Source organism: Candidatus Leptofilum sp. (assembly GCF_965223525.1).
Taxonomy (GTDB): Bacteria; Chloroflexota; Anaerolineae; order Promineifilales; family Promineifilaceae; genus Leptofilum.
In genome coordinates, this window is record NZ_CBDCWX010000005.1 from 2,390,596 (window position 1) to 2,416,028 (window position 25,433).

At 51.2% G+C, this 25,433-nt stretch carries 24 protein-coding genes; 17 read left to right on the forward strand and 7 right to left on the reverse strand.

Annotated features, from left to right (window positions below; all coding sequences use genetic code 11):
- Window positions 1-50 precede the first annotated feature (50 nt).
- Both ACOQPM_RS15910 and ACOQPM_RS15915 read right to left on the reverse strand, forming a co-directional pair.
- On the reverse strand, window positions 51-1,049 hold the full coding sequence (locus ACOQPM_RS15910) for a LacI family DNA-binding transcriptional regulator (RefSeq protein ID WP_420630254.1): 999 nt from the start codon (window positions 1,047-1,049) through the stop codon (window positions 51-53).
- A gap of 84 nt (window positions 1,050-1,133) precedes the next feature.
- Entirely contained in the window at window positions 1,134-2,825 is a 1,692-nt protein-coding gene (locus tag ACOQPM_RS15915) for a glycosyltransferase family 39 protein (protein ID WP_420630255.1), read from the reverse strand.
- 198 nt (window positions 2,826-3,023) lie between these two features.
- Between ACOQPM_RS15915 and ACOQPM_RS15920 the strand changes: the two genes are divergently transcribed.
- The 5 genes from ACOQPM_RS15920 to ACOQPM_RS15940 all read left to right on the forward strand — a co-directional run bounded on the left by ACOQPM_RS15920 (window position 3,024) and on the right by ACOQPM_RS15940 (window position 7,268).
- Window positions 3,024-3,566, forward strand: a complete 543-nt coding sequence (locus ACOQPM_RS15920; RefSeq protein ID WP_420630256.1) for a helix-turn-helix domain-containing protein — start codon at window positions 3,024-3,026, stop codon at window positions 3,564-3,566.
- Window positions 3,567-3,598: 32 nt separating this feature from the next.
- The gene (locus tag ACOQPM_RS15925; protein WP_420630257.1) at window positions 3,599-3,796 is read left to right on the forward strand and encodes a PLD nuclease N-terminal domain-containing protein; all 198 of its coding nucleotides are present in this window, start codon (window positions 3,599-3,601) and stop codon (window positions 3,794-3,796) included.
- 3 nt (window positions 3,797-3,799) lie between these two features.
- Window positions 3,800-4,735, forward strand: coding sequence for an ATP-binding cassette domain-containing protein (locus ACOQPM_RS15930; RefSeq protein WP_420630258.1), 936 nt, complete (start codon window positions 3,800-3,802; stop codon window positions 4,733-4,735).
- Between the two features lie 108 nt (window positions 4,736-4,843).
- Window positions 4,844-6,403 (forward strand): YhfC family glutamic-type intramembrane protease, encoded by a 1,560-nt coding sequence (locus tag ACOQPM_RS15935; RefSeq protein ID WP_420630259.1) that lies wholly within the window; start codon window positions 4,844-4,846, stop codon window positions 6,401-6,403.
- 94 nt (window positions 6,404-6,497) lie between these two features.
- Window positions 6,498-7,268, forward strand: a complete 771-nt coding sequence (locus ACOQPM_RS15940; protein WP_420630260.1) for a hypothetical protein — start codon at window positions 6,498-6,500, stop codon at window positions 7,266-7,268.
- Between the two features lie 81 nt (window positions 7,269-7,349).
- On the opposite strand, the gene ACOQPM_RS15945 is transcribed toward ACOQPM_RS15940, so the two are convergent.
- The 5 genes from ACOQPM_RS15945 to ACOQPM_RS15965 form a co-directional block, all read right to left on the reverse strand.
- Window positions 7,350-9,374, reverse strand: a complete 2,025-nt coding sequence (locus ACOQPM_RS15945) for a beta-galactosidase (RefSeq protein WP_420630261.1) — start codon at window positions 9,372-9,374, stop codon at window positions 7,350-7,352.
- A 93-nt stretch (window positions 9,375-9,467) separates the two neighbouring features.
- Window positions 9,468-10,967 carry an FGGY family carbohydrate kinase gene (locus tag ACOQPM_RS15950; protein ID WP_420630262.1) on the reverse strand — a complete coding sequence of 500 codons (1,500 nt, stop codon included), beginning with the start codon at window positions 10,965-10,967 and terminating at the stop codon, window positions 9,468-9,470.
- A gap of 20 nt (window positions 10,968-10,987) precedes the next feature.
- Entirely contained in the window at window positions 10,988-11,770 is a 783-nt protein-coding gene (locus tag ACOQPM_RS15955; RefSeq protein WP_420630263.1) for an HAD-IIA family hydrolase, read from the reverse strand.
- A 92-nt stretch (window positions 11,771-11,862) separates the two neighbouring features.
- Window positions 11,863-12,153: a DUF411 domain-containing protein gene (locus tag ACOQPM_RS15960; protein ID WP_420630264.1), complete on the reverse strand. Its 291-nt coding sequence runs from the start codon at window positions 12,151-12,153 to the stop codon at window positions 11,863-11,865.
- A 51-nt stretch (window positions 12,154-12,204) separates the two neighbouring features.
- The gene (locus ACOQPM_RS15965) at window positions 12,205-12,339 is read right to left on the reverse strand and encodes a hypothetical protein (RefSeq protein WP_420630265.1); all 135 of its coding nucleotides are present in this window, start codon (window positions 12,337-12,339) and stop codon (window positions 12,205-12,207) included.
- A gap of 306 nt (window positions 12,340-12,645) precedes the next feature.
- On the opposite strand from ACOQPM_RS15965, the gene ACOQPM_RS15970 reads away from it, so the two are divergent.
- From ACOQPM_RS15970 to ACOQPM_RS16025, 12 genes are all read left to right on the forward strand, one after another.
- On the forward strand, window positions 12,646-12,993 hold the full coding sequence (locus tag ACOQPM_RS15970) for a hypothetical protein (protein WP_420630266.1): 348 nt from the start codon (window positions 12,646-12,648) through the stop codon (window positions 12,991-12,993).
- Between the two features lie 18 nt (window positions 12,994-13,011).
- Complete coding sequence (locus tag ACOQPM_RS15975) at window positions 13,012-13,737, forward strand: HAD family hydrolase (RefSeq protein ID WP_420630267.1); 726 nt, start codon at window positions 13,012-13,014, stop codon at window positions 13,735-13,737.
- Window positions 13,738-13,788: 51 nt separating this feature from the next.
- Window positions 13,789-16,578, forward strand: coding sequence for a LuxR C-terminal-related transcriptional regulator (locus tag ACOQPM_RS15980; RefSeq protein ID WP_420630268.1), 2,790 nt, complete (start codon window positions 13,789-13,791; stop codon window positions 16,576-16,578).
- A gap of 253 nt (window positions 16,579-16,831) precedes the next feature.
- Window positions 16,832-17,665: an ABC transporter ATP-binding protein gene (locus ACOQPM_RS15985; protein WP_420630269.1), complete on the forward strand. Its 834-nt coding sequence runs from the start codon at window positions 16,832-16,834 to the stop codon at window positions 17,663-17,665.
- A gap of 1 nt (window position 17,666) precedes the next feature.
- A complete protein-coding gene (locus ACOQPM_RS15990) occupies window positions 17,667-18,434 on the forward strand; it encodes an ABC transporter permease (RefSeq protein WP_420630270.1) in 768 nt (255 codons plus the stop codon).
- 71 nt (window positions 18,435-18,505) lie between these two features.
- Window positions 18,506-18,688, forward strand: coding sequence for a hypothetical protein (locus tag ACOQPM_RS15995; RefSeq protein ID WP_420630271.1), 183 nt, complete (start codon window positions 18,506-18,508; stop codon window positions 18,686-18,688).
- Between the two features lie 5 nt (window positions 18,689-18,693).
- On the forward strand, window positions 18,694-20,463 hold the full coding sequence (locus tag ACOQPM_RS16000; protein WP_420630272.1) for a serine hydrolase domain-containing protein: 1,770 nt from the start codon (window positions 18,694-18,696) through the stop codon (window positions 20,461-20,463).
- 229 nt (window positions 20,464-20,692) lie between these two features.
- On the forward strand, window positions 20,693-21,319 hold the full coding sequence (locus ACOQPM_RS16005) for a hypothetical protein (RefSeq protein WP_420630273.1): 627 nt from the start codon (window positions 20,693-20,695) through the stop codon (window positions 21,317-21,319).
- Window positions 21,320-21,393: 74 nt separating this feature from the next.
- Window positions 21,394-22,896 carry a CPBP family intramembrane glutamic endopeptidase gene (locus ACOQPM_RS16010; RefSeq protein WP_420630274.1) on the forward strand — a complete coding sequence of 501 codons (1,503 nt, stop codon included), beginning with the start codon at window positions 21,394-21,396 and terminating at the stop codon, window positions 22,894-22,896.
- Between the two features lie 93 nt (window positions 22,897-22,989).
- Entirely contained in the window at window positions 22,990-23,934 is a 945-nt protein-coding gene (locus tag ACOQPM_RS16015; RefSeq protein ID WP_420630275.1) for an ABC transporter ATP-binding protein, read from the forward strand.
- A 2-nt stretch (window positions 23,935-23,936) separates the two neighbouring features.
- Window positions 23,937-24,719 carry an ABC transporter permease gene (locus ACOQPM_RS16020; protein ID WP_420630276.1) on the forward strand — a complete coding sequence of 261 codons (783 nt, stop codon included), beginning with the start codon at window positions 23,937-23,939 and terminating at the stop codon, window positions 24,717-24,719.
- Between the two features lie 40 nt (window positions 24,720-24,759).
- Window positions 24,760-25,419 carry a hypothetical protein gene (locus ACOQPM_RS16025; protein WP_420630277.1) on the forward strand — a complete coding sequence of 220 codons (660 nt, stop codon included), beginning with the start codon at window positions 24,760-24,762 and terminating at the stop codon, window positions 25,417-25,419.
- The last annotated feature ends 14 nt before the right edge of the window (window positions 25,420-25,433 follow it).

Below are 25,433 nucleotides of genomic sequence, written 5' to 3' on the forward strand. Positions count from 1 at the left end.
TAAGTCCTATTCAAAAACTCTCCACTTTTGCATTCCAGAATTTTGAAAGATTAGCCAGTTGATTCGCGGATCACCAAATCTACATCTATGTTGATGGTGTGAGAAGAGGTATCTGGGTTGTCGAGCATTTGCAGCAAGCGGCGCATGGCAAGTTGGCCAATCGCGTATTTGTCAACGCGTACCGTGCTGAGGGAAGGTGTAAACATGGCCGCCATGCCAATATCATCAAAACCCATGACGGCAATATCGGCAGGTACTTGCTTGCCCAAATCATGCACCGCTCTGATAGCCCCTAAAGCCATAAGATCGTTGTAGGTGAATACGGCCGTTATTTGGGGAAATTGGCTCAATAATTGGCTTAAAGCGGCATAGCCACCTTGCAAAGTAGGTGCGCCATCCACTAGATAAGCATCAACCACAGACAGCCCATGATCCTGCAATGCTTTCTGGTAGCCTTGAACACGCCGCACTTGGCTGCGCGTGAAATCTTCATTCACCAACATGCCAATTTGCCTGTGTCCCAGCTTAATTAGGTAGCTAACAGCCAAATGTGCGCCTTGAAAGTTGTCAACATTGATGACAGACACATGGGGATGCTCAAAAAAGCGGTTAATAAACACAATTGGCCGGAACGTGTTTGCAAAGACAGTTAGTTCTTTAGTGGTAGCCTTGCTACCCATTGTAATAATGCCATCAACGCGCTGGGCTGCTAATGAGTACATCGTTTTGATCTCTTCTTCTGGCTTGTCGTCTGTGTTGCATAGCAGCACGTTATAATCGTGTAATCGCCCTTCATCCTGAACGCCCCTGGCAACTTCTGGAAAGAACAGATTAGTAATGTCTGGCACTACCAATCCCACGGTGCGCGTGCGCTGCGTCACCATCCCTTGCGCCAATCGGTTGGGCCGGTAGCCCAACTCGGCAACGGCAGCCATCACCTTTTCTTTGGTTGTTTTGCTGATTTCGCCTTTGTTGTTGATAGCCCGTGAAACGGTTTGACGAGACACACCTGCCAGGGCAGCAACATCTTCAATTGTGGCTCTTTTCACTTGAAAACCTCCGCCGTGAGCGTTCACAAATAGTGTAACAGCTTATTCTAATCTATTCAAAGAGGGTATAGCGGCTGTAGAATCTCACGGTGTTGTTGCTAGGCTGGCCCGATAAATTTGGAATTCACCATCGGGCAATTCCTGTTTTAATGCTTCCGGAAGGTTCACCTGCTTATGTACGCTTTGTAAGTTTAGCCAAAGTGCTGCCTGCCAGTGAAAGGCATCCTGCTCAATCATCTCGTTAGAGAAGTTTTGTAATGGATCCGGCTCGAAAGCATAAACTGGAATGTCCATAGCCAATAGTTCCTTTAGCTTTTCAGTCGTCAGAATTTGGTAGTAGGCATATGTCATCGGCGTAAATGGCCCTTGGCCATTGTAAAGTAGCAAGTAGCCGCCATCTCGAACCACGGGACGATATGGCATATAAAATGGCAGGGCGTTGACATTCCATTCTTCACTGGATTGAATGACGACAGCATTATCGGGTAGATGGTTTACTAGCGCCAACGCAGCCAACCGAGAAGGTGAATATTGGGCGATGGCATCCTGTGCCACATCATCCCAATGCTGGCCAAATTGTTGCAGCGATGGTAGCCAGAAGTAGAAGATGAGCATCAGGGAAATGATGGCGGTAATGAGTGTATTTTGGCGGGATGCCCGCCAGGTTTTGGTAATTGCCCAGGCTATCAATATGCCGACGGCCGCCAGCATCCCAGGCAGGAAGAAAACGACATAAACGCCAAAATCAGGCGTATTACCCAACAGGAGTTCATAACTCAAATATGGAACCATCCAAAGCAGCCAGAAAACGGCCGTTCGCCAATTTAGTCGCCAGGTGAGTGCCATGCCAGCCAATGCCATTAGTACATGCGTCCAGGGTAAACCCGTAGGAAAAGTGGCTAGCGGCATACGGCCGTGTGGAATGTCCTGAGCCGTTAGACGGACAAATAACTGTTGTGCTGATTGCTGTAAAAAAAATGGGTCTAGGAGTCGTGACAATTTTACCGTTGGGGCAATACCCCGCAGATAATCAAAGTAAAATAAATGATGATTGTGGTAGTTTTTGGGGATTAATAAATAGATCAGGGCAGAAAATAAAATAACAGCTCCGAGGGTAACGACCGTAAATTTTAGCCCACCTTTGCGCCGCACAACGGTATCCTGATTAGGCTGGGAAAGCAGTATAAATAGGAGAGCAGGCAGGAGGAAAATGGATGAATTATGGACGGCAATAGCTCCGCCATAAGCTAACCCCGCCAAGATAGTTCTATCTCGTTTTGGTTTCAGGAGCAACGAAGCGGTCAAGAGCAAAAAACAAAGCTGTACAATGTAAATCTCTTGCGTCCCCGCTTGCCGGACAAATAAATAGTTTATTCCGAGAAGTAATGTCGCAATGCTGGCCGCCACGGTTCTTATGATGGTTGGTTGCCTCTGATAAAAGTGTTTAATAATGACAAACAAAAGGGTGAGCGCAATAAGACCGCTGGCAAAAGAGAGGGTAGAAAGGGCAACGGCCGCATCACCGATTAGCCAATAGAAGAGTTTACCCAGCAAAAAGTAAAGAATATAAGGGGAGTGAGGCAAATAGTTTTGCTTTAACCCTCGGGCGTACTCCGTCTGATCCCAGCCATTCGGGAAATATTCAAAATAGTTGGCAATTAACAAAAAAGATGTAAGAAGAATAAGCAAGAAGATGACCCGCCAGGGGTCGGCTAAGTTGCTCCTTCGTGAAGTGAAAAGATTGCTTTTTACACCCGTTTGGTTAACTGCAAACATATGCCCTAAGCCCTACGAAATCCCAAAGGCTTGTTAAATTTCTGTCTGGGTAGTGTCAGGAATCACCCAATTATACTGTAACGATTTTGTTCCAAACAAAGAGAGTAGTTAGAAGATATGCTGCTTGCGATCTTGACAATCCGCAAAATCTATATTATCATATTCAGTAACATTATCAATTTTAATAACGGAGTTGTTTTGCGAAAAATAGAGCTTGTTATTCACCCCGTTCGTTTTCAGATATTGCAAGCACTTGGCACAGAAACGCTAACCACCCAGGAGATTGCTGACCGCTTACCCGGTACGCCCAAATCCTCCATTTACCGCCACCTCAAGCTACTACTGGATCACGCGCTGATCGTGGTAGCTGATACGAGGCTGGTGAATGGCATTCAGGAAAAAACCTACCGTCTGGATCAACCGACTCATCTGGGGCCAGAGGATATGGCATCTTTAAGCACTGATGACCATATCCGCTTTTTTACAACGTATGCGTTAACGCTAGTGCAAGATTATTCGCGCTATGTCACCGAGAATGAACCCATTGATATGGTGGCGGATCGCACGGGCTACACCGAGGTGACGTTTTACGCCACCAATACGGAACTGGACAGCTTTCAGCACGCCATCAATACGGCCTTGCTTAGGCTGCTGGGCAATGAACCGGGCAACGGCCGTACCCGTCGCAAACTGGCCATCGTTTCCCAACCATTGCCGAACGGGAATCAAAACGAAGAATAAAATGTAGATATTACAAAATGGAGTAAACAAAAATGGAATTTATAACCAACAACCTACCTTTGCTCATCCCAATTTTCATCATTCAACTGGTGCTGATCGCATTTGCCCTGATTGATCTAATGCGCCGAGACAACACGCGCGGCCCTAAATGGGTCTGGGTGCTGGTGATTTTGCTTGTCAACATGATCGGACCGATCATCTACTTGTTGGTGGGGCGGGACGAGGCTTAAGCGATGGATAACGTTGCAATTCGCTGTGAGAGTCTGAGCAAGCAGTACGGCGAGGTTCACGCTCTTAAGCCGCTTAACCTGACCGTTGACAAAGGCTCGATTTTTGGCTTTTTGGGGCGTAACGGGGCGGGTAAAACCACCACCATCCGGCTATTGACCGGGCTGGCTGTGCCAACCAGTGGCCGCGCCTGGGTAGATAGCGTAGAAACAACTACCGCCAACAGCGCAGCCCGCAGCCGCTTCGGCTATTTGCCGCAAGACCCGGCGTTTTATAGCTGGATGACGCCGCGAGAATATCTGGATTACGTAGGCAAGCTGTTCCAAATGGATAAGGCCACCCGCCAACGCCGCATCGAGGAGATGCTGACGCTGGTAAAGCTGACGGATGCGGCCAAACGGCCGATTCGTGGTTTCTCCGGTGGTATGGTGCAGCGGTTGGGTATTGCCCAGGCGTTGCTGCACGAACCGCCCGTCCTCTTTTTGGATGAGCCAACCAGTGCGCTGGATCCAGCCGGGCGGCATGAGCTGCTGGCCTTGCTGCAAACGCTGCGCGGCCAGGTGACCATCTTCCTCTCCAGCCATATTTTGGCGGACGTGGAGCGGGTGTGCGACACGATTGGCATCATTCATGAAGGGGAGCTGGTGCTGGTGGCTGGTCGGGACGAGCTGATGAATAAGTACGCCACGGACAGTGTGCTGCTGGAGGTGGCAGCGGGTTCACCAACGGCCGTTCCGCACTTGCTGTCCATCCTGCAAAATCAACCGTGGGTGCAGCAAATTGATCAGGAAAACGGCCGTCTCCACCTGCACGTTCACGACGTGGCGGTAGCGCAGCAAGCTATCCTGCCCCTTATGGCTGAAAACCAGGTGCAGCTTAACAAGTTTGAATGGATACGGCCGTCTTTGGAAGAAATATTCCTCTCAATTAGTGAACAGTAACAGGTGACGGTAGGGGCAGACCCCCGTGTCTGCCTAATTGCGGGCGGGCACGGGGACCCGCCCCTACTTCCTGTTAGATGCAAAGATTACCGATAACGGATAACAAAAATGACAATCTTTTTATTTACACTCGCAGTTTTACTCATGTTGTCCATCCCGCTGGGGCTGGCCATTTGGCTGCGACGGCGGTTTGCCGTGCCGTGGCTGCTGTTTTGCCTGGGGATGCTTACCTTTGTTGGTTCGCAAACGTACCATATCCCGCTCAACAATTGGCTGACCGATTTGGGGGTGATTGGCGAGGTTTCGCCGGACGCACCGAATTTGCTGCGAACGGCCGTAATCCTGGGACTCTCTGCCGGGATTAGCGAAACATTGGCTCGCGTGCTGGGCTACTGGTTCCTCTTCCGCCGCAACTTGGCGGAGCGGTTTGAGGACGGCGTGCTGGTGGGTCTGGGGCATGGCGGCATCGAGGCGATGATCATTGGCGGGGTGTTCCTGGCTGGGTCGCTCAGTTCGCTGTGGGCCATTCGCAATGTGGATTTAACCACGCTGGGCATGACGGCAGCGGAGATGACGGCCGTTTCTGAACAGCTTGCGGCCATTACAGAAACGCCGTGGGTGGTGTTTGCGGGCGTCATTGAGCGGCTGATCGCCATCACGCTGCATGTGACCATTTCTGTGCTGGTGTGGCGGGCTTTCAAAACGCGGCAGGTGTGGCCGGTGCTGCTAGGCGCGGCTCTACACGCATTTTTGGACGCAACGGCCGTTTACGCCGCGCAATTTTTAGACGCTATCTGGATCGAGCTGATTTTGCTAGCCATTGCCCTGCCCGGCGCAATTTGGCTCTGGCGCAGTTGGCCTGCCCCCACTCGCACTGAATCTGGTTTGGGTTGGATGGATGAGCTGCGGCTTTGGGGAACGGCCGTCACTCACGAACTCACCCTGCAATGGCGCACCCGTCGCGCTTTGGTGATGGTAGCGGTTTTTGTGCTGTTTGGCCTCGCCTCGCCGCTGATTGCTAAATTCACCCCAGAACTGTTGCGGAACACGCCGGGAGCCGAGCAGTTTGCCGGACTCATCCCCGAACCGACCTCGGCTGACGCGGTGAGCCAATACATCCGCAACTTGACCCAGTTTGGCTTTGTGCTGGTCATTTTGCTAGGAATGGGCGCGGTGGCGGGCGAAAAAAGCAACGGCACGGCGGCGATCATTTTGAGCAAGCCGCTGCCCCGCTGGGCCTTTTTACTGAGCAAATTTGCGGCGCAGGGCGTGGTTTACTTTGTGGCCTTGCTGCTGGGGACGCTGGCAACCTATTACTACACGCTGGTTTTGTTTGAGCCGCTGGCGTTTGGGCCCTTTTTGTTTGGCGGCTTCTTGCTGTGGCTGTGGACGTTGGTGTATACGGCCGTCACCCTCTTGGGCAGCACGTTGGGCAAAAGCACGGGCGGGGCGGCTGGCCTGGCCTTGCTCGGTGCCATTTTGCTGCTGATTTTGGGCAGCGTTCCCCAGGTAGCCAGCTTCTTCCCCGGCGCGTTGGTGGGCTGGGCATCGCAGCTTGGCCTGCCGGGAGACGTGCCGTTTAGCGGCGCAGCCCTGGCGGCAAACGGGGTGCTGATACTGGTGTTTTTGGTAACGGCCGTTGCCCTCTTCGAGCACCAGGAAATTTAAGGATTTGGCTTAGATCAAGAGTAACACGTCGAGATTTTTGCGAAGCATGGAGCTGGTGTATGATTGAATCGTCGCGTTGACAGGGGCATCATAGATGGCTAATTCAAATAAAGATTTATTGACAAAATCGCTGTCAAAGAAAGCAAGATTTTCCCCAAGAAGCAAAAAACGATATTGGGTCCATTTGTGCCTGTTACTTCTCATAATAATTCTTCAAATAATCAATTTGAGGCAAGTGTTTATTGAAGTGGATTATTCAACGTACATGAGGGCAAGAGGTGAGATATTTGTAAGCCCAAATTGGCGTTATGGCTTTGCAACAGGCTTAGGGGGAGTGACATGGATTAGGAGGTTAAATACCGAGCAGCTTCCCCTTCTTTATTTTCAGGTATCTGCATTAAAAAATATTTACTTTTTGAATCTAATAGGAAAATTTTTAATCGAGTTGATATTGTATGTTTCAATTTTGACGTTTATTTTTTGGGACAACTTCTCTTCAAATAAACTTGGTCGAAATTTCGGTTATTTTTTTAATTCATTCCGAGCAAAAATTCTTGCCTCGTGGGTGATGCTTTCCATTCCCCTCGTAATTTTCCAATACGGTACTTTTAACCTTGTTTCCGGGATTCCAGAATCATTTAATGCTTACGAATATTACGATTATTCAACAATCTCATATCGAGGGATTGTTGATATTGTTTACTTTGTTCCCTACACAATTTCACGTTGGATTGGCGTAAACGATGAAGTCTTGAATAATCCAATAGTCGTGTTTTTATTGAGTGCAATTTTTCTTGTTTTTGTAAGTTTGCTAATCGAGTTTCTCACAAAAAGATTCTCTCATGCTATGGATGGGTCTGCTTGAAGAGCTGTGGTTGATGTCCTTGCCGCCCTGTCTCCTACAAATGGCAAGGATAATCAGTCAAACTGCGTCGCCCCTGTGGCCTCAGTGGTAAACAATTAAGTCACGGGGCGGGAGGGTGTGGCTATGTGTGCCTAAGTTGACGGTTTGGGGCGCGTCGGTGAAGTTGAGCAGCAGGCGCGCATCGCCGCGCTGGAGGGCGAGGACACCAGCGGGTAAATCGGGCATCGTTTCGATGTTTAGCTGGCTGGCCAAATGTTGCAGCAGGGTGCGCGCCTGTGCCTGGGTGGGGTAAAAGCCGAGGGTGAGGACGCGACCATTGCCAACCGTGTTTTCCGCCAATGCAGTCGGTTTACCCAGACCTGACAGGTTTCCGAAAAAGTTGTCAGGTCTTTCGAGTTCGTAAGTTGCCAGCGGCACGGCCGTTTCCAACGCCAATGTCTCAATCCAGTAAGTTGCCTCTCCAGCAAAGTTCTCAATCTCACTGCTAAACGGCACCGACTGGCTCAATGGCAGCGACTGCCAGCTTGTTACTGTCACCCCAGCCAATTCGCGCAGCGCACCGGGCAGCGGTTGATCCGTGACGAGGCCAGACGGTGTTTTGAAGCCGGAGCGCACGCCGAGCAGCAGCGTCCCGCCGCCACTGGCGTAGGTGTGCAATCTTTGCGCCAATGCTTCATCCGCCAGATGCGCCGTTGGCGCAATGACCAGCTTGTAGCGGCTGGGATCGGCGGTGTTTGGTACCAAATCCACGTTGATGCCCAGTCGCAGGCAGGCGTAGTAGTAGGCAAACAGGTGCCGCAAATAATGGAAATCTTGGCGGTGCGGCACCGTTTGCAGCGTCCACAAATCATCGTAGTTAAAAATGATGGCGACGGAAGCGTCCAATGGGGCGGCAGTGAGCTGACTGAGCTGTTCCATCTCGGTAAGCAGCTTCTTTTGATCGCGAAAACCAACGTCGGGACGGCCGTCATGCCCCAATAGGCCAGAGTGGTATTGCTCCTGCGCCATCAGCGTGGCGCGCCAGCGAAAGTAGATGATGTGGTCAGCACCTTCGGCGACGGCGTGCCAAATCCACAGGCGGGGCGTGCCGGGGCGGACGCCGGGATTGAGCGACCCCCAGTTGATATGCCCACACTGCTGCTCCATAATCCAAAACGGCCGTTGCTTCAAACCGCGCATCAGGGCATGAGCCATGCTTTGCAAAATCGGGTCACCCATATCGTAAGCATAAACCGGATCGTTTCGGCTGACATCAGCATCGGGCGGGTACAAAATCTGCCGCCAGCGGTCTGGGTTGCCAGTTGGGTAGTTGTCCCAGGTGATGAAGTCAAGCGGCTTGGCCAAGTCAAACTGATCCAAATCGAGGTACAGCCCCATAAAGTTGTGGGTGATGAACCGTCCCGGTGAAAGCTGGTGCAGCAGGTCTATTTGTTCCTGCTGGTAGCTGACGTAAGTGTCGGACGAGAAGCGGTAAAAATCGAGCAGGTGGCTGGGGTTTTTGTAGTTGATGTCGTCGCCTGGTGGGTTAATATGTGACCAGTCGGTGTACGTTTGCGACCAAAATATCGTGCCCCAGGCGGCGTTGAGCGCGTCTAGCGTGCCATATTTTCCCTCTAGCCAAATGCGAAATTCGCGGGCGCAGTCGTTGCAGTAGCAGCGGGCGGACTTTCCTCCGCCAAACTCATTGTCAATTTGCCAGCCAACGACGCGGGCATCCTGGCCATAGCGCAACCCCATCTGGGTGACGATTTGGCGGCTGTATTCGCGGTAGACGGGGCTGTTGGGACAGGTGTGGCGGCGGGTTCCGTGGTTGCGGGAACGGCCGTTTGCGTCCACGCGCAAAATCTCTGGGTGCTGCCGGGTGAGCCAGGCAGGTGGGGTGCAGGTGGGGGTGCCTAGTACAACCTCCATGCCCGCGTTGGCAAACAGCGCAATGGCGCGATCCAGCCATCCCCAATTATACACATCCGGTTCTGGTTCCACCTTTGCCCAGGCAAACTCCGCCATGCGAATGATTTTGAGGCCAAGTTCGTTCATCAGGCGGGCATCTTCTGCCCACCGTTCTTCTGGCCAATGTTCAGGGTAGTAACAAACACCAAATTTCATAATTTTTCTCGAATTAAGATCAAACGATTTTGGATAGGGGCAGACACGGGGGTCTGCCCAATATCGGGCGGGCACGGGGACCCGCCCCTACAGTTATTGCCAGGATTGGATGAGCTTGATGGCCTGTTGCCAACGGCCGTATCCATCTTCAAAATAGCGCGGCGGCGTGGGGTCAGGTTCAAAGCGATGGTGGCTGCCTGGTAACGGAGGTAAACTGGCAACATCGGGCCAAATTTTGGCTTGCAAGCCCGCTAGCAAGGCTGCTGCCCACGCGGTCGTTTCTGTAAAAGTAGGGCGCAGGATGGGAATGTTGAGCATGTCGGCCTGAATTTGGCAAGCGATGTTGCTGGCCGAGACGCCGCCACCAACTAGCATTTGCCCCATCGTCACCCCGGCATCCCGCGCAATCGTCTCTTTGATGGCGCGAAGCTGGTAGCCCAATGCCTCCAAAAAAGCGCGCACGATGTGGCCGCGCTGGGTGCCAAGCGTCATCCCCAGCAGAGCGGCGCGGGCATTGGGATCGTTGTACGGCGAGTCCAATCCGGTAAAGGCTGGTACAAACATCACGCCGCCGGAATCGGGAACGGCCGTTGCCAACCGCTCCACGTCCTCGTAATCACCCAAAAAGCGGGCATTGTCCCGCATCCAGCGAATGGCCGCACCGATGACCGTGGTCGGTGCTTCCAGGCAGTATGTTTGTTGGTCGCCCAAATGCCACGCATTGTAAACGTTGATATGCTCTTGATAGGGCAAGTGGCTGCCAAGAAATAGTTTGACGTAAGCGGCCGTGCCGTGCGTTGATTCGGCATCTCCTGGCGTGCGGCAACCGTGGCCAAACAAAGCCGCCTGCTGGTCGCCAATCATTGCCGTGACGGGGACGACGGCCGTTTCGCCCCCAGACCCGGCAATCTGAATTTCGCCAAAGTGGTGCAGCGTGGGGGTGGCTTCTGGCAATGCTTCCCGCGGTACACCCAGCCAATCGAGCCATTCTGCCCAATATTGCTGGGCGCGGAAGTCGTATAGCCCCATTGCCTGCACGAGCGAGCTATCCATGGCGTGCCCGTTGGCTTTGCCCAGTGCCGTCACAAGCCACAATGCCGACTGCCCAATGTGTAAATGCCCCGCTTTGGCCGCTTGGCGCACGGCAGGTTCATGTGCCATCCGCCATTTTAGGTGTAGGGCGGCCATGTAGGTGCCGGGGGCGTAGCCTAGCCGTCGCTTGGCTTCGGTGGCAAACGGAGAGCGTGCAACGTCTTTGACAATCTCGCGCGTGCGTAAATCTTGCCAAGAGATTGCGTTACTGAGGGAACGGCCGTTGCGCCCATCCCATACAAACTCCGTGTTGCGCTGGCAGGTCAGGCCACAGGCAGCAATCTGGTTCGGATGAATGCCCGCTTCACCAACAGCCTCGGTAATGACGGCGGAGACGCCTTCGGCCACAGCCTGTGGGTCTTGCTCCACCCAGTCTGGTTTTGGGTGCAGTCGTGCCAAAGGCCGGTACGCATACCCATGCACCGTGCCAGCTTCGTCCACAATTAGAGCACGGCTGCCGCTACTGCCCTGATCCACTCCTAATAAAAATGATTTTGACATGCAATTTTTCTGCTTCTTGCCTACTTCTTGGGCAGCAGCTCCCCTAAATGATGAATGATGTAGGTTGGGATTATTTCAGACTGTGCGGCCGTTTCTTCACTTGTGGCTCCGGTTAGTGTGAGTGCGCCAGCCATCCCAGCATTCAGCCCCATCAACACGTCTGTTTCTAGCCGGTCGCCCATCATGATGCAGCGTTCGGCGGGCATATCCAGTACGTCGAGAATGGCTTCAGCCATGTAGCTAGATGGTTTGCCAACCACGGCCTCAATTTTGCTATCGGTACAGGCTTCGATGGCAGCAATCATCGCCGCTGCGTCCGGCTCGCCACCACCAGGAACGGGGCAGTAGCGGTCTGCATTGGTGGCAAAAAAGCGCGCGCCATTGCGGATGGCATCGAAGGCGATTTGCAGCTTGCGGTATTCAAACGTCCGGTCAAAGCTGGCAATCACGGCGTCTACCTGGGTGGCATCTTCGGTCAGGGTGAAGCCTGCGGCCGTTAGCTCATCGCATAAAGACTGTTCCCCGACGACAAACAGGCTGGCTCCCGGCATTCGCCGCTGCAAAAAGTCTACCATCACATAAGAGGAGTTGATTACGTCGCTGTTGGGCGTGGGTATACCCAATCTGGTCAACTTCTGGGCATACTCCTCTCGCGTGCGCGTTGGGTTGTTAGATAGAAAAACGGTTCGTTTGCCTTGCTGCCGCAGCTGCGCGATTGTCTCGCCAGCATACGGCAGCAGTGCATTCCCCAAATAAACTGTCCCATCCAAATCAAAAATGTAAGCGTCATACTCTTTCATCATATAGTCACTATCTTTGCAGATTTTTGGTAAAAGCCAAAAAAAAGACGGCTCGTTGCCGAACCGCCTGATTGGATCTGTTGGGATTGTTTTGTTTACGGGTAAGTGGCGAACACGGCCGTTTCGCCAGCTTCATTAAAAGTTACCACCTCATAGGCTTCGGCCGCTCTGTCGGGCGATTCCATGCCCGGCGAGCCAATTGGCATACCTGGTACAGCCAATCCTGCTACATCTGGTTTTTCTGTTAACAACCGACGGATTTCTGCTGCCGGTACGTGTCCTTCAATAATATAGCCATCCACGACGGCCGTATGGCATGAGTAGAGCTGACTGGGAACCTGATAATCTACCTTAACCTGAATCAGGTTTTGTACCCCTTTTTCCACCACGGTGAAGCCTTCTTCCTCCAGGTGTTTGCTCCAATCGCCACAGCAGCCTCAGGTGGGCGACTTAAAGACAGTCACCACGCCCGGTTCAGAGACGACGGCCGTTTGCTCTGCTTCTGTTGTCTGGTCACAGGCGGTTAAACCTGTCAGCAACAGGGCAATCATAATCACAAATAGACGTTTCATCCAAAAACCTCCAAAATTGAAATTGCAGACGCCTCGCTACGGTATCTGCTTGCCAGAAGATACCACCTTGCATAATGAAAATATATTGATTTATATTAGTAAATCTTATGGATGAATGTCATGGTCTATGAGGTGTACATAAATCATGGAACAAGCCCAGTTGAACAAAACGAGGAAACAACGATAATTATGACATCACAGTAAGACAGTTATGTTACGCATCGCCGAATACAAAAGTCTGTGTACCTCCTGGATTGTCCATCGCCTAAAATAGACTTTTGTATTCTTGTTTGCACCGGAATTTTTATGAAAACACCTGCTGGCAAAGAATGCCGCTTTTATTACCAAAATTTTCATCGAGGTAAATCAGACCAGGAATGCCGTCTCATTCTAGCCAATCCCCGCTCTGAAGAGTGGCGGCCTAATGATTGCACTGCCTGCCCCGTGCCAGACATTTTGCTTGCCAACAGCAATCCAGATTTGGTACTGGAGGCCACGGTTCATAAAGGCTTTTTAGGGTTCAATCGCCGCGTGGAAGTGAAAGCATTTTGCAGCAAGCATCTGATTGATGTGCCCAAGCCCCATGTAGGTTGCCCCCAATGCGCCCGCGAGAAGCCAGGCTTGCCCGATCTGTTCGATAACCTTGACACGTAAAACAAAACTCCCTAAAAAATGATGTTCAAAGCGATTCTTTTTGATTTAGATGATACCTTGCTGGGTAACGAAATGGATCACTTTCTGCCCGGTTATTTTGAGCTGCTGGGTCAATTTGCCGAGCGTTACCTTCCGCGCGACCAATTTTTGCAAGAGCTGATGATTTGCACCGAGGCGATGATCCGCAATGTAGACCCGGCGTTAAGCAACCGGGAAGTGTTCTGGCAACGGTTTGAGCAGCGCACGGGGCTGGATTCTGCCAAAATGGAACCTTTTTTTGAGCAATTCTATCGCCATCAATTTCATCAATTGCAAGGCCGAACTGAGAAACGGCCGTTTGCCCCTCAACTCGTGCAATTTTGCTTAGACCATAACCTGGATGTTGTCGTGGCCACCAATCCGCTCTTCCCGCGCATTGCCATTGAGGCGCGGTTGGATTGGGCAGGGTTGCCGGTTGATGCGTACAATTTTGCCCTGGTAACTGCCTACGAAAATATGCACGCTGCCAAGCCGCAGCCTGCCTACTACGCGGAAATCTTGGACAAAATTGGTTGCCAACCCGCACAAGCATTAATGGTGGGCAATGATTGGGAAAACGATATTTTGCCCGCCCGCAGCTTGGGCATCCACACGTACTGGCTATCGCTTGACGGGACTCCCCCGCCAGATGAGGTGCAGGTGGCTTACGGCCGTACTCTGCAAGATGTCTACACCTTTTTAGCTGCTCAACTGGCATTCGAATGAAATATAACAAATAACTAGGCAAACCATCACCCCTTCGACTATACTCCCTCTATGTCTAGTGAGCTGTTGCAGACAAAGCTCTTTGTGCCTCGGCGACCTACGGAGCGCCAGCAGCCTGCTCTGGTCTCTCGCACCCACCTCATCGAAAAACTCAACCAGGGATTACAGCAAGGCTGTAAGCTGAGCCTTATCTCAGCCCCGGCTGGGTTTGGCAAAACGACCTTGCTCACTGAGTGGGTTGCTATTCTACAATTAGCAACTGCCAATCGCGTCGCTTGGCTCTCGCTTGACGAAGCCGACAGCGAACTGCCTCGTTTTCTGACTTACGTAGTAGCCGCTTTGGATCAGGTTGATGGGCGTGAAGCCACCTTTGGGCAAAGCGGGTTGAGGTTTCTCCAATTACCCCAGCCATCCCCTGCCGAGGTCGTCCTGACTGCGCTAATCAACGAAATTGCCGACAACCCCAACCAGCTTGTTCTCGTCCTCGACGACTATCATCACATTCATGCCCCGGCTGTTGATGAAGCATTGGCTTTTTTGCTCGACCATTTGCCGCCGCAGATGCACTTGGTTATTGCCACCCGCGATGACCCACACTTGCCTTTTTCCCGCTTGCGGGTGCGCGGCCAATTGATGGAATTGCGTGCTGCGGATTTGCGTTTTTCCCTTTCCGAGACGGCCGAATTTCTCAATCAGGTGATGGGGCTGACCTTATCGGTAGAAGATGTTGCGGCTTTGGAGAGGCGCACAGAAGGCTGGATTGCTGGTTTGCAGCTTGCTGCCCTTGCCTTGCAGGGGCACATTTCCTTGTCAGGGGGCAAAGATAGCACCAAGCTCATCCAATCTTTTAGCGGCAGCCATCGCTTTGTCATGGACTATTTGATTGAAGAGGTTCTGGAGCAGCAATCTGCTGAAGTGCAGCGTTTTTTGTTGCAAACGGCCGTGCTCGACCAGCTTGCTGGTTCCCTGTGTGATACACTAACAGGCCAACACGACGGCCAGGAAACCCTGGAGATGTTAGAACATGCCAACCTCTTTATCATTCCCCTGGATGAAGAACGCCATTGGTATCGTTATCATCATCTTTTTGCTGATTTGTTGCGTCAGCGATTGCGCCAAAGCCAGCCCGAAAATATGGCAATTCTACAAGGCAGAGCGAGTGAATGGTACGACCAGAATGGTTTTGTTGATGAGGCCATAAAGTATGCGTTGCGTGCTGAAGCATTTGAGCAGGCGGCTGATTTGATTGAAAAAGCGGCGGAGACTGTTTGGGGGCGTGGCGAGGATACCAAACTGCGACAGTGGCTGGATACGTTGCCTACTGGTATTTTGTTTGCCAAACCGCAGCTTTGCATTTTCCATGCGTGGAGTCTGTTAGCTACTGGCCAGCAGGATGCCGCAGAGCGGAGTCTCCACATTGTTGATCAGGTTGTTAATTACAGTATTAAACCTAGTGCACCCGGCAGGTTGCCTGATGCCGATACGAAGCAGTTGCGGGGCAGAGCTGCGGCCACCCGAGCTTTTATAGCTTTTTACCAGGGGAATGTACCGGGGATGATTCAATTCTCACAGCAGGCCCTTGAACATCTTCCCCAGAAGGATGCTGCCTGGCGCAGTGTGGCAACAAATATTCTGGGGGATGCCTATGATTTTCAGGGTGAGGTTGAGGCGGCATATCCGGCCAGGCTAGAAGGGGTGGAGGCGAGTAAGGCCGCCGGAAACTGCTACCAGATCATCATTGCCAATCTGAAATTGGCGCTTACCTTGCGGACTCGGGGGCAGTTGGCCCAGGTTGTAGAAATTTGCCAGCAACAGCTATACATTGTGGATGAATATGGGAACTGCCCGCCTGTCTTGGTTGGCTGGTTAATGGCAGTTTGGGGCGAGGCGCTGGCCGAAATGAATGATCTGGACGGGGCAATTCGGCAAATGAAGAAAGGTATTGCCTTAGTCGAACGGGGTGGGGATTTAGCCATGATTGGCTGGAGCTACATTTGCCTGATAAGGGTTTTGTTTACCCAAAGGGATTTTGCTGCTGCTGAAGAAGCGATCCAAAAGATGGAGTATATTGATCGGGACAACGATATGCCTGCGTGGATAACGAATCTGGTGGCGGCTTGGCGAGCAAAGCTGTGGCTGGCTCAAGGCAAACTGGAAACGGCCGTTGGCTGGGCCGAGGAGCGCAAGTTAACTATCCCGGAAGCGAGTTCATTTTCGCTAGAAAGGGAGCATATTATCCTGGCTCGCATCCTTATGGCCCAGGGACGGCATAATGATGCTGCCAGGCTGCTGCAGCGTTTGCTCACGGCCGCAAAGGCAAACGGCCGTACCGCTAGAGTGATCGAAATTCTGCTGCTTCAAGCGCTGATTTCCCAAGCTGAAGGCGATATGACTCGTGCTATAACTGTCCTAAGTGAGGCCATCGCCCAGGCTGAACCGGGTGGTTTTATTCGCACTTTTGTTGATGAGGGTCAGCCAATGGCCGAGCTACTGTCAGCAGCTTTAGGGCGAGGTGACGCCCCAAGTTATGTTAAGAGATTGTTGGCTGCTTTTCCAACTGCTGCGGCCAAATCAATTCATCTTAATATCCAAGCGAAAATTCAGAAACCAAAGCTTGTGCAAAACTCAGCCGAAGCATTGGAAATTGTTGAGCCATTGAGCGAGCGTGAGCTTGAGGTGCTGCAGCGCATTTCGGAAGGGTTAACCAATCGAGAAATTGCCGAGCGACTGTATCTTTCTCTCAACACAGTCAAAGTTCATACTCGGAACATCTACGGCAAGTTGGGCGTCCATAACCGTACCCAGGCCGCCGCCAAAGCCAGAGAGTTAGGCATCCTCTGAAAATAATTTCACTACAAAGAGCGCAGAGAAAACGTGAAACGTGATGCGTGAGATTCCTCCAGTCACGTTTCACGCATCACGTTTCACACAAATCCCCACAAAATCCTGAAGACTCAAATCATACAACCGAATAATACGTTTGGGGTAAGACAGTAATACCATCTGTGGCGTATGCTGCTTGTGTAATTACCAATTCTCTTTCCAACGGCCGTCTACTTGGATGATGCGCTGCTGGAAAGAAACGGAGGGAAAAATGCAAGCAATTCCTACGTCTACGCGCACAAAATCTTCCAATGACCTTAAAAAGGTTGAGCCCCACCTCGGCACAGAAAGTCCGTTACAAAAAGAGGCGGTCATTGTTATTGATGATTTGGTGAAGCGGTTTGATGAGGTAACGGCCGTTAATCATCTCAACCTCACCATTCACAAAGGGGAGATGTTTGGTTTTTTGGGACCAAACGGCGCCGGCAAAACCACAACCATTAGCATGTTATGTGGCTTATTAAAGCCAACCGCCGGAGCAATCCAAATTGCCGGTTATCACATTGGCAGGGAGCCTCAAAAAGTAAAAGCACAGATTGGTGTTTGTCCGCAGGAAGCGGCCGTTTTCAAATTCCTCACCGGGATGGAAAACCTAGAGCTGTTTGGCAACCTGCACGGCATGAACCCGCAGCTTATCAAAGAGCGCGTAATCAAGCTGGTTGATCAGGCAGATTTTGGCCAGGCAGCCCAGCGCAAAGCCAAAGGCTACAGTGGCGGCATGATGCGTCAGTTGAACTTGCTAATCGCTTTGATTAGTGACCCAGAGATTGTCTTTCTGGACGAGCCAACAGTGGGTATGGACGCTCGGGCTCGCCGCCGCACCTGGGAATATATTGGCAGCCTCAAAGACCAGGGCAAAACGGTCATCCTGACCACCCACTACATCGAGGAAGCTCAGGCACTTAGCGACCGAGTGGGCATCATTGATTATGGCGAATTGATCGCTCTCGATACCCCCAAAGCGCTAATGGAAGAACACCAAGTTGACGATCTGGAAGGTGTCTTTCTCAAGATTACAGGCCGCCGGATCGCGGAGGGAAGTTGAGATGAAAATGCAAACCATCAAGGCACTTGTAATTGTTGAATTGAAGAAGTTGTATCGGGACCCGATGACCCTGGGTGTGCTGTTGCTCATGCCGATTGGGCTAACTTTAGTCTTTTATCTGGCGCTTGGCGAGATAAGAAACGATTACTATGGCTATGCCTCGGAAATGAGCCACTTTGACTATTTGCTGCCCGGTGCGATGGGGTATGCCATCATTTATATGGGCATGATCGTCGCTCTGGCACTGGTTGAATACCGCAAATCTGGCTTGCTGAAGCGCGTCCAGGCAACACCCGTTTCACCCACCGTTTACCTGGGCAGCCACATTATTGCCAACATGATCATTGCCACAGGTCAGGGGTTCATCGTCTTGTTAGTGGCTCTGCTGTTGGGATTTGAACCGCTTGGCGGCCTGGCTGGTTTGCTACTGGCGGCACTATTCCTGGCACTGTTGGCGATTTCGGCCGTGGGCTTGGGGCTGATTACAGCGGCCGTTGCCAAGGATACGGGCGCAGCAGGTGGGCTTTCGGTGATATTCATCGTGCCCATGATGATGTTTGGGGCGCTGCTGGCCGTCTTTAACGAAACGACCCGCAACATTGCCCGCTTCATGCCCAACTATTACGTTTCCGACTCACTCTCTGTCATCTTCCACACGGGGAGCCTCTCTGATCCAGTTATTTGGCAAAATCTGTTGATTCTGGCTGGCATCAGTCTGGTGATTGTGGTGGCGGGGATGCAAATCTTCAAGCGAGTTGCTTATCAGTAAAAAAGGCTCTTCGGATTCTTTCTCTGTGCAACTCTGTGTTCCGCTTTTTATTTTCTGAGGAGGTATTTGTCATGTCCAGCGAAAAGCACGGAAACAGGAAATCAGGAATTAGCGGCCTACTGTTTGTTGGCTGCCTCATGATTGCTCTGGCCATCGGCATCTTAATAAACCAGGTAGCTATCACCATTTTAATTGGGTTGGGCATCGGATTCATCGCTATGGCTGTTGCTCGTTATGCCACAGGCGAATGGTGAAGAAAATGAATAGTGGTTTGAGAGTCATACTGATTGTCCTCGTTATCCTGGCGGCTATTTTCGGTGCGATGACGCTCTGGACTACGATGCCGGGTTGGGTCAAAGTGCTGTTGATCGCCATTGGCGTTGTGGCTGCGTTGTATGGTGCGCTGACTGCCTGGGCACTTATTCCCAGCCGGAAATTTGCGCCTGTTGCTTGTACTCCCGTCACGCCTGACTATTGGCCAACCGCGGGCTTCCGCAAATCCACGCCTGAAGCCCAGCGGATGGATTCGGAAAAGCTGTCGGAAATTGTCGATTTTTACCAGGCAGCCCACGCCAAAGACCCAGGCGTAGCCATTGACTCCATTTCCATTATTCGCAACGGCTACCTGGTGGCGGATTTTTACTTCAATCCGCTGTTTCCCAAAGACACAGCGCACGTGATTCACTCTTGCACCAAAAGCATCATGTCGGCCTTGATTGGCATTGCCATTGAACAGGGTCATATCGCCAGCGTAGATGTGCCTATGATGGAATTCTTCAAGGACAAGCAGCACGCTATTAAAGATGAAAGAATGGCGGCAATCACCTTGAGGGATTTGTTAAGCATGAAAACGGGCATCCGTAGCCGGGATTCGTACCTGTACCAGTGGGAAGGCTTGTTCGAGATGACGGCCACGGATGATTGGATAGCCCATATCCTGAGTTTGCCCATTGATGCCCAGCCAGGCACCCGCTTTGACTACAGCAATCTGAGTTCCTTCTTGCTCTCGGCGATCGTTCAAAAGGCGACTGGCATGGATACCCTGGCCTTTGCCCGTAAATATCTATTTGATCCCATTGGCATTGGCGAAGTCCGCTGGGAGTGGAGCCCGCAGGGCATCGGCATTGGCTATGCAAGGATGTGGCTGAAGCCAGAGGATATGGCGAAGTTTGGCTTGCTTTATTTGCAGCAGGGTCAGTGGAAAGGCCGTCAGATTATACCAGCCGCCTGGGTGCAAGAATCCATCACGCCCCACGCCTTCCCCAAAAACTACGTCGAAGTTCGGGACGCCAACGGGAAAAAAGACCAGGAACTGACTTCAAGAAATTGGGCTGGGGCAAATTTCTTCCGGGCTTTTGCTGATGGCTATGGCTATCAATGGTGGCTGGATAAATCTGGAGCTTACAGTGCGGTGGGGGTTGCCGGGCAATTTATTGTGGTGGCGCCAGAGCAAAATTTGCTGATGGTAGTGACCAGTTCGGCCAGCGGCCGGGGTGTGTTTTTCCCCAAGAAAATTTTGGATAAATTTGTCCTGCCAGCGGTGAAAGCAGATGGCGCATTACTGGCCAATGAAACTGCTCAACAACGGCTTGAAGAGCAGTCTGGCCCGCCGCCGCTGCAGCAAAAGCGGCAAGCGGTGCCGCCGCTGCCAGCCGTCGCAAAGGAAATTTCTGGAAAAACCTATGCTCTGGAAAACAATAATTGGAATTATGACAATTTCAAACTTGTTTTTGACCCAGCGCTTGATGTTGCGGAGTGTAGTTATACGGCGCGTGTGGGGGATACGGCCGTTTTCAACGTCGGCTTAGATGGCGTTTACCGCTTTACAGAAACCGACATTGGCTGCATGGCGGCAATGGGAAAATGGATTGCCCCCGACACTTTTGAACTCACCTGCCAGCAGATTGGCTACTCTGCCCCAGCCAAATTTGTGTTGAGCTTCAACCAGGATGAGATTGACGTGACCGAGGTTAGCCAGACCGGAGCATATACGTATGGGGGCACGGTACAACCGAGAGACGCATTTTAATGCAAATGCCAAGATGCCCTTAGTTAGAAGGAAGGAGACTTCACCGGCTACGCCGACCACCATGAATGAAAATCAACAGGCTTGTACTGAGCTCCTCAACGCGGTTGAGCGAAGCCGAAGTATTTCACAGATTGGCGCAACTTGCGCTTTGATTTTCTCTCTTTTCTCCGTGGCTCTCCGTGTTTTCTCTGTGTAACTCCGTGCTCCGTTTTTTATTTTCAGAGGAGTGATGATGATCACCCAACTTCATGCAGGAGACCACTTAATTGCAGAACCTGTCATTGAGCTAACTTACTCTGTTGAAATAGGGTCCCCGCCATCTGCCATTTGGCCCTGGCTTGTCCAGGTCGGTTACCATCGCGCTGGCTGGTATATCGACAAATGGTGGGATCGCATTGAGCAGCAATACTTCTGGCCCCTCCTGGTTCCTTCCGATGCCCGGGGTATCTGGCAGGCGCCTGCCGAAACCATTCTGCCTGCTTACCAAGATTTAAAGGTTGGGGATGTCATCCCGGACGGACCTCCAGACACGGCTTATTACAACGTTGTAGAGATGGAACCAGAACGATTTCTTGTGCTTCATGCGACAAGTCACTTTAAGTATATGGCGCCGCGTTTTCTCAAGGGAACTCGATTTGAGCCACGGGGCGAATGGAGTTGGGCTTTCATTCTTGAGCCGATTTCTGCTTCACGTACCAGGCTGACAAGCCGCTGGCGCGGGACGGGAGAACCGGGTCTGTACATCCAATTGATCAAGCCGCTCATTCGGATAGTCGATCACTTCCAACAGCGAGAAGTCCTAAAAGGTATCAAGCGCAGGGTCGAGCGCCAGCACAGAATGGGTGGCGTCGCCTAATCGGCCGAGTTGAACTTGCTGTACTAGGTGGCTGCTAATGCTAGTGCGCTCATTAAACAAGGGAAAACTTCATCATGACTTCTTTTATTAATCGTCACCGAATCGCACTCTTCTTCATGCTCACTTTTGTTCTTAGCTGGTTTCCCTGGTATGCGGGGATCGCGCCGGAAGTGATGACAATGGGGCCATCCATCGCTGCGTTTATCATTGTGCTTATCATTGGTGGCAGGCGTGGTTTTGTTGATCTGGTACGGCCGTTTCTCCGCTGGCGTGCAAGTTTGGGCGTGTGGGGGATTGCGGTGTTGGGAACGGCAGTTCTCTACCTCATCGGCCTCGGTGTGCATCTGATTTTGGGCGGTGAAGCCCCCTCATTTTTCATGCTCCGCGAGGAACTCAACCTAATTCCTCTTTACCTTGTTGTGGTTGTCCTCATGCCCTGGAACGGGCCGATTGGCGAAGAGTTTGGCTGGCGTGGCTTTGCTCTATCCAGATTGCAAAGCAAATTTGGGCCGTTAGCCGCCAGTCTAATAATTGGCACCATTTGGGGAATCTGGCACTTGCCTAGCTTCTTTGCGCCTCAGGATGTGATTGGCGCTATTACAGCAACAATCGGGATGGGTTTCCTTATCCCGTACACGCTGGGAACAATCGCCAACGCTATCTTCATGACCTGGCTGTACAACAAATCTAAAGGCAGTGCCCTGATCGCCGGGATCGTTTGGCACGCAGCGATCAACTTCTGGGCGCCGATTTTGTTAAGCGATTCATCCCTGGCTGCTGCACAAGAAGGCACGCAGCTGCCAACAATTGCCCCAGCACTGTATCTGACAGTTCTGGCTGTGCAGGTGGTTGCCGCCATCGTTTTGACAATCACGACAAAAGGGATGTTGGGCTATTCAGATCAACAAATTTTAGAGAAAACAAAACCTGCCACCTGGGTATCCCCCAATTTGTTGGTCATTGCTACGGCCTTTTTGTTTATTGGCCAGGCTTGTAGCTTCAGCAACGAGGCAGTGTCAACGCTTGAACCGCCAAGCACTGTGGTTACTGGAACTTCCTTGGCAATGCCAGCACCGGTTACAGCCCAGCCCAGTCCAGTTCCGGCAACACCGACTACAAACGTTCTTGAGCCAACAGTGCCGCCTGTCTATACCCCGCCAATCGGCTTCAAAGAATATCGGGATGCTGATGCTGGCGTTTCACTGTTTATCCCAGATAACTGGGTGGTCACCTTCGTTGACCCAGGCCGGTTAGCCATTTTCCAGTCATATCCTGAGGATAAATATGCGGGTGGGGAGGGTCTTCAACCGGGGGATACGAAGTGCGATTTAACATTTTGGCCAGACACTGATATAGCCGAGTTGCTGCAACAGTGGAAATCTGACCCAAATGCGACCGTCATGTCTGAGCAGGAGGTTATCCTGACATCTGGACAGTTAGGCACCCGCTTGGAAATAGAGAACCGAGGGCATTCTTTGTCGTTAATTACCGAGGTCAATAACCAGGCGGTTACTTTGGTCTGTTTTGGGGAGTTTGCTCCATTTGATGATATTGCCGTTACGCTTCACGAGAATTAGGTCTTGTGAATTTGAAGCATTTCCTGTCATTTTAAGGCAATAGATGTATCACATTGATTCAATCGAGGTGATTAAAAATGGGAGGGGAAAAATATGAAAATGTCGAGAATTCAAAATCCTGAGAATGTCATTCAGGTTGACAATTTGTCGAAGTCTTACGGAGATGTAACGGCCGTAAATGACATGAGTTTTAGCGTCAAAAAAGGTGAGATATTTGGTTTTCTCGGTCCAAATGGTGCTGGGAAAACGACTACATTGAGCATTTTAGAAGGCTTACGCAAACTGGATCGGGGTCGGGTACGTATTTTGGGGATGGATGTCAACGATAAAGCCAAATCGATCAAATCACAAATTGGTGTGCAGTTACAAAGTACGAGCTTATTACCAGACTTAACTGTATTTGAACAGGTGCAGCTATTTTCCCGATTATATGGATACCAACTCAGCCGTCACGAAATTATGTCATTGTTGGAACAGGTTGGCGTGGATAATAAAGCGAAGTCGCTCCCCGATAATCTCAGTGGTGGACAAAAACAGCGTTTGGCTCTGGCTTTAGCTTTGGTCAACCAGCCTAAGATCGTTTTCTTGGATGAACCGACTACGGGGTTGGATCCCCAGTCACGGCGCGTTTTGTGGGATCTGATTCGCGAATTGTGCGATCAGAACAAAACGGTTGTGCTTACAACTCATTACATGGAAGAAGCTGAAGCCTTATGCCATCGGGTTGGAATTGTGGATAACGGCCGTTTGGTCGTACTTGATACGCCCGGCAATTTGATTGCCAATCTGGCAGGTATCTCATCCATTACCACATCGGCTCATTTACCACTCGCTGAATTCCAGCACTTGCCCACTGTCGTCCAGGCACAGCACGATGGAACCAAGCTAACCATTCAAACCCATGATGTCGCGGCAACGCTGCGATCGATACTTGATCTAGCTGAAAAGCACTGCGTCAGTTTAAGCAACCTCTACATTCAACAGCCCAATTTGGAGGATGTTTTTCTTAACCTGACAGGGAAGAGGATACGGAGCTAACCATGTACAGCATCCAATCAACAGAAATAGGAGATTTTTCTAATAGCAGTTTGAGACCGACGTTGCAATTTTCCACCACGCTACTCTATTCAAACTTGCGTAATTGGAAAGCATTGATCATTACGTTGGGGATGCCCGTCATAATGCTCCTTGGGTTTTGGCTGCCGACGTTGGGCGGCGATGAAGAGAGCCAGGAACTGATGTCAATCATGTTTCCGGCCATCATTTTGCTGAGTGTGATTATGCCGGGTTTGACCCAGGCAACCCGCTTGACGCGCTGGCGGGAGCAGGAGATTTTCCAACGGTTTGCGCTAACCCCTGTTCCACTGGCGAATCTGATGGTTGGGGCAGCATTGTCTCAAATTGTAATTGGAGTCGGACAAGGCGTGGTGACGTTGTTGTTTGGCATTTTTATTGTGGAATTGAACCTGACCTGGCAGAGCGTTTTGCTTGTGTTGGGCTTCATGGTATTAGCGGGAGCGACTTTCATTGCCTTCGGTTCGTTTGTTGCCGCACTTATTCGCAAATCGGACATTGCCGGGTACGTCTTCTTCTTTGCCATCATGCCGCTAATTTTTCTGGCTAGCTTTCCGCCCGACATGATGCCCGAATCGATCAATGCCATTGTTATATGGCTTCCCACGGCAATGGCGATTGAGTTAATCGGCCCATTGTTCTTGTTCAACCAGCTAACGAGTGACGCGCTCTTTGCTGGACTTGGACTGCTAATTTACACAATATTTTTTGCAACGATCAGCGCCAGACGTTTTCGATTGGAAGTGTAACCAAAGCCCGATAGGGCAATAAGTTAGAAGGAGAAAAGAGATGACACTCAAAGGAAGTTACCAACCAGTGGAACACTCCCCTCGCCAAACATCTAACAAGCAAAAGTTAGCTGTGAGCCTATTCTGGATTGGGTTGCTCCTTGCGGTCGCCTTCGCTGGCATTGCTGGCTGGAATCTGACGCACAATCTCAGAACATTGAGCGCCGCAGAAATTGAGACAACCATTTGGAACATAGGTGGCCCCTTGTTTAGCCTGTGGGCTTTTTCCGTGACCTTGGGTTCTTTGCTGGCCATCATTGGTGCGTTTTTGTATGTGAAAACGAGACCATCCTTCGCCTGGATCACCAGCATCGGTGTTCTGGCCGTGGTCATCGCCATGACCATGGTGTGGAGTGCTGAATATTATCCCCCGCTATTTGGCGTCGGTGGCATTCTAATTCTGGGATTCTTTTTCGCCATTGTCTGGCTGTGGATGAAGCGATATGCCAAGCTGGACATTCAGGGAAAAATCGCCGGAAGCTACACATTGGTCGGCTATCTGTTTTGGATGAATGCGTCCTGGTTCTTGTGCGGCGAAACATCCAAGCTGCATCTCAAAGCATTTGCGGGCAGCGCCCCACCCAGCCCAATCGAGATTATGGTTTTCCTAGTGTTGGGGTGGTTCTTCGTCTTGGTGGGTGAATACAAATTAAGGCATTAGGGGAAGGCGATTGC

Coding starts and splice junctions, on each gene's coding strand:
- ACOQPM_RS16005 (WP_420630273.1), top strand. CDS start 20,693: ATGATGATCACCCAACTTCATGCAGGAGACCACTTAATTGCAGAACCT.
- ACOQPM_RS15945 (WP_420630261.1), bottom strand. CDS start 9,374: ATGAAATTTGGTGTTTGTTACTACCCTGAACATTGGCCAGAAGAACGG.
- ACOQPM_RS15950 (WP_420630262.1), bottom strand. CDS start 10,967: ATGTCAAAATCATTTTTATTAGGAGTGGATCAGGGCAGTAGCGGCAGC.
- ACOQPM_RS15985 (WP_420630269.1), top strand. CDS start 16,832: ATGCAAGCAATTCCTACGTCTACGCGCACAAAATCTTCCAATGACCTT.
- ACOQPM_RS16015 (WP_420630275.1), top strand. CDS start 22,990: ATGAAAATGTCGAGAATTCAAAATCCTGAGAATGTCATTCAGGTTGAC.
- ACOQPM_RS15930 (WP_420630258.1), top strand. CDS start 3,800: ATGGATAACGTTGCAATTCGCTGTGAGAGTCTGAGCAAGCAGTACGGC.
- ACOQPM_RS16020 (WP_420630276.1), top strand. CDS start 23,937: ATGTACAGCATCCAATCAACAGAAATAGGAGATTTTTCTAATAGCAGT.
- ACOQPM_RS15955 (WP_420630263.1), bottom strand. CDS start 11,770: ATGATGAAAGAGTATGACGCTTACATTTTTGATTTGGATGGGACAGTT.
- ACOQPM_RS15990 (WP_420630270.1), top strand. CDS start 17,667: ATGAAAATGCAAACCATCAAGGCACTTGTAATTGTTGAATTGAAGAAG.
- ACOQPM_RS15965 (WP_420630265.1), bottom strand. CDS start 12,339: ATGAAACGTCTATTTGTGATTATGATTGCCCTGTTGCTGACAGGTTTA.
- ACOQPM_RS16010 (WP_420630274.1), top strand. CDS start 21,394: ATGACTTCTTTTATTAATCGTCACCGAATCGCACTCTTCTTCATGCTC.
- ACOQPM_RS15940 (WP_420630260.1), top strand. CDS start 6,498: ATGGCTAATTCAAATAAAGATTTATTGACAAAATCGCTGTCAAAGAAA.
- ACOQPM_RS15915 (WP_420630255.1), bottom strand. CDS start 2,825: ATGTTTGCAGTTAACCAAACGGGTGTAAAAAGCAATCTTTTCACTTCA.
- ACOQPM_RS15970 (WP_420630266.1), top strand. CDS start 12,646: ATGAAAACACCTGCTGGCAAAGAATGCCGCTTTTATTACCAAAATTTT.
- ACOQPM_RS16025 (WP_420630277.1), top strand. CDS start 24,760: ATGACACTCAAAGGAAGTTACCAACCAGTGGAACACTCCCCTCGCCAA.
- ACOQPM_RS15980 (WP_420630268.1), top strand. CDS start 13,789: ATGTCTAGTGAGCTGTTGCAGACAAAGCTCTTTGTGCCTCGGCGACCT.
- ACOQPM_RS15925 (WP_420630257.1), top strand. CDS start 3,599: ATGGAATTTATAACCAACAACCTACCTTTGCTCATCCCAATTTTCATC.
- ACOQPM_RS15935 (WP_420630259.1), top strand. CDS start 4,844: ATGACAATCTTTTTATTTACACTCGCAGTTTTACTCATGTTGTCCATC.
- ACOQPM_RS15995 (WP_420630271.1), top strand. CDS start 18,506: ATGTCCAGCGAAAAGCACGGAAACAGGAAATCAGGAATTAGCGGCCTA.
- ACOQPM_RS16000 (WP_420630272.1), top strand. CDS start 18,694: ATGAATAGTGGTTTGAGAGTCATACTGATTGTCCTCGTTATCCTGGCG.
- ACOQPM_RS15975 (WP_420630267.1), top strand. CDS start 13,012: ATGATGTTCAAAGCGATTCTTTTTGATTTAGATGATACCTTGCTGGGT.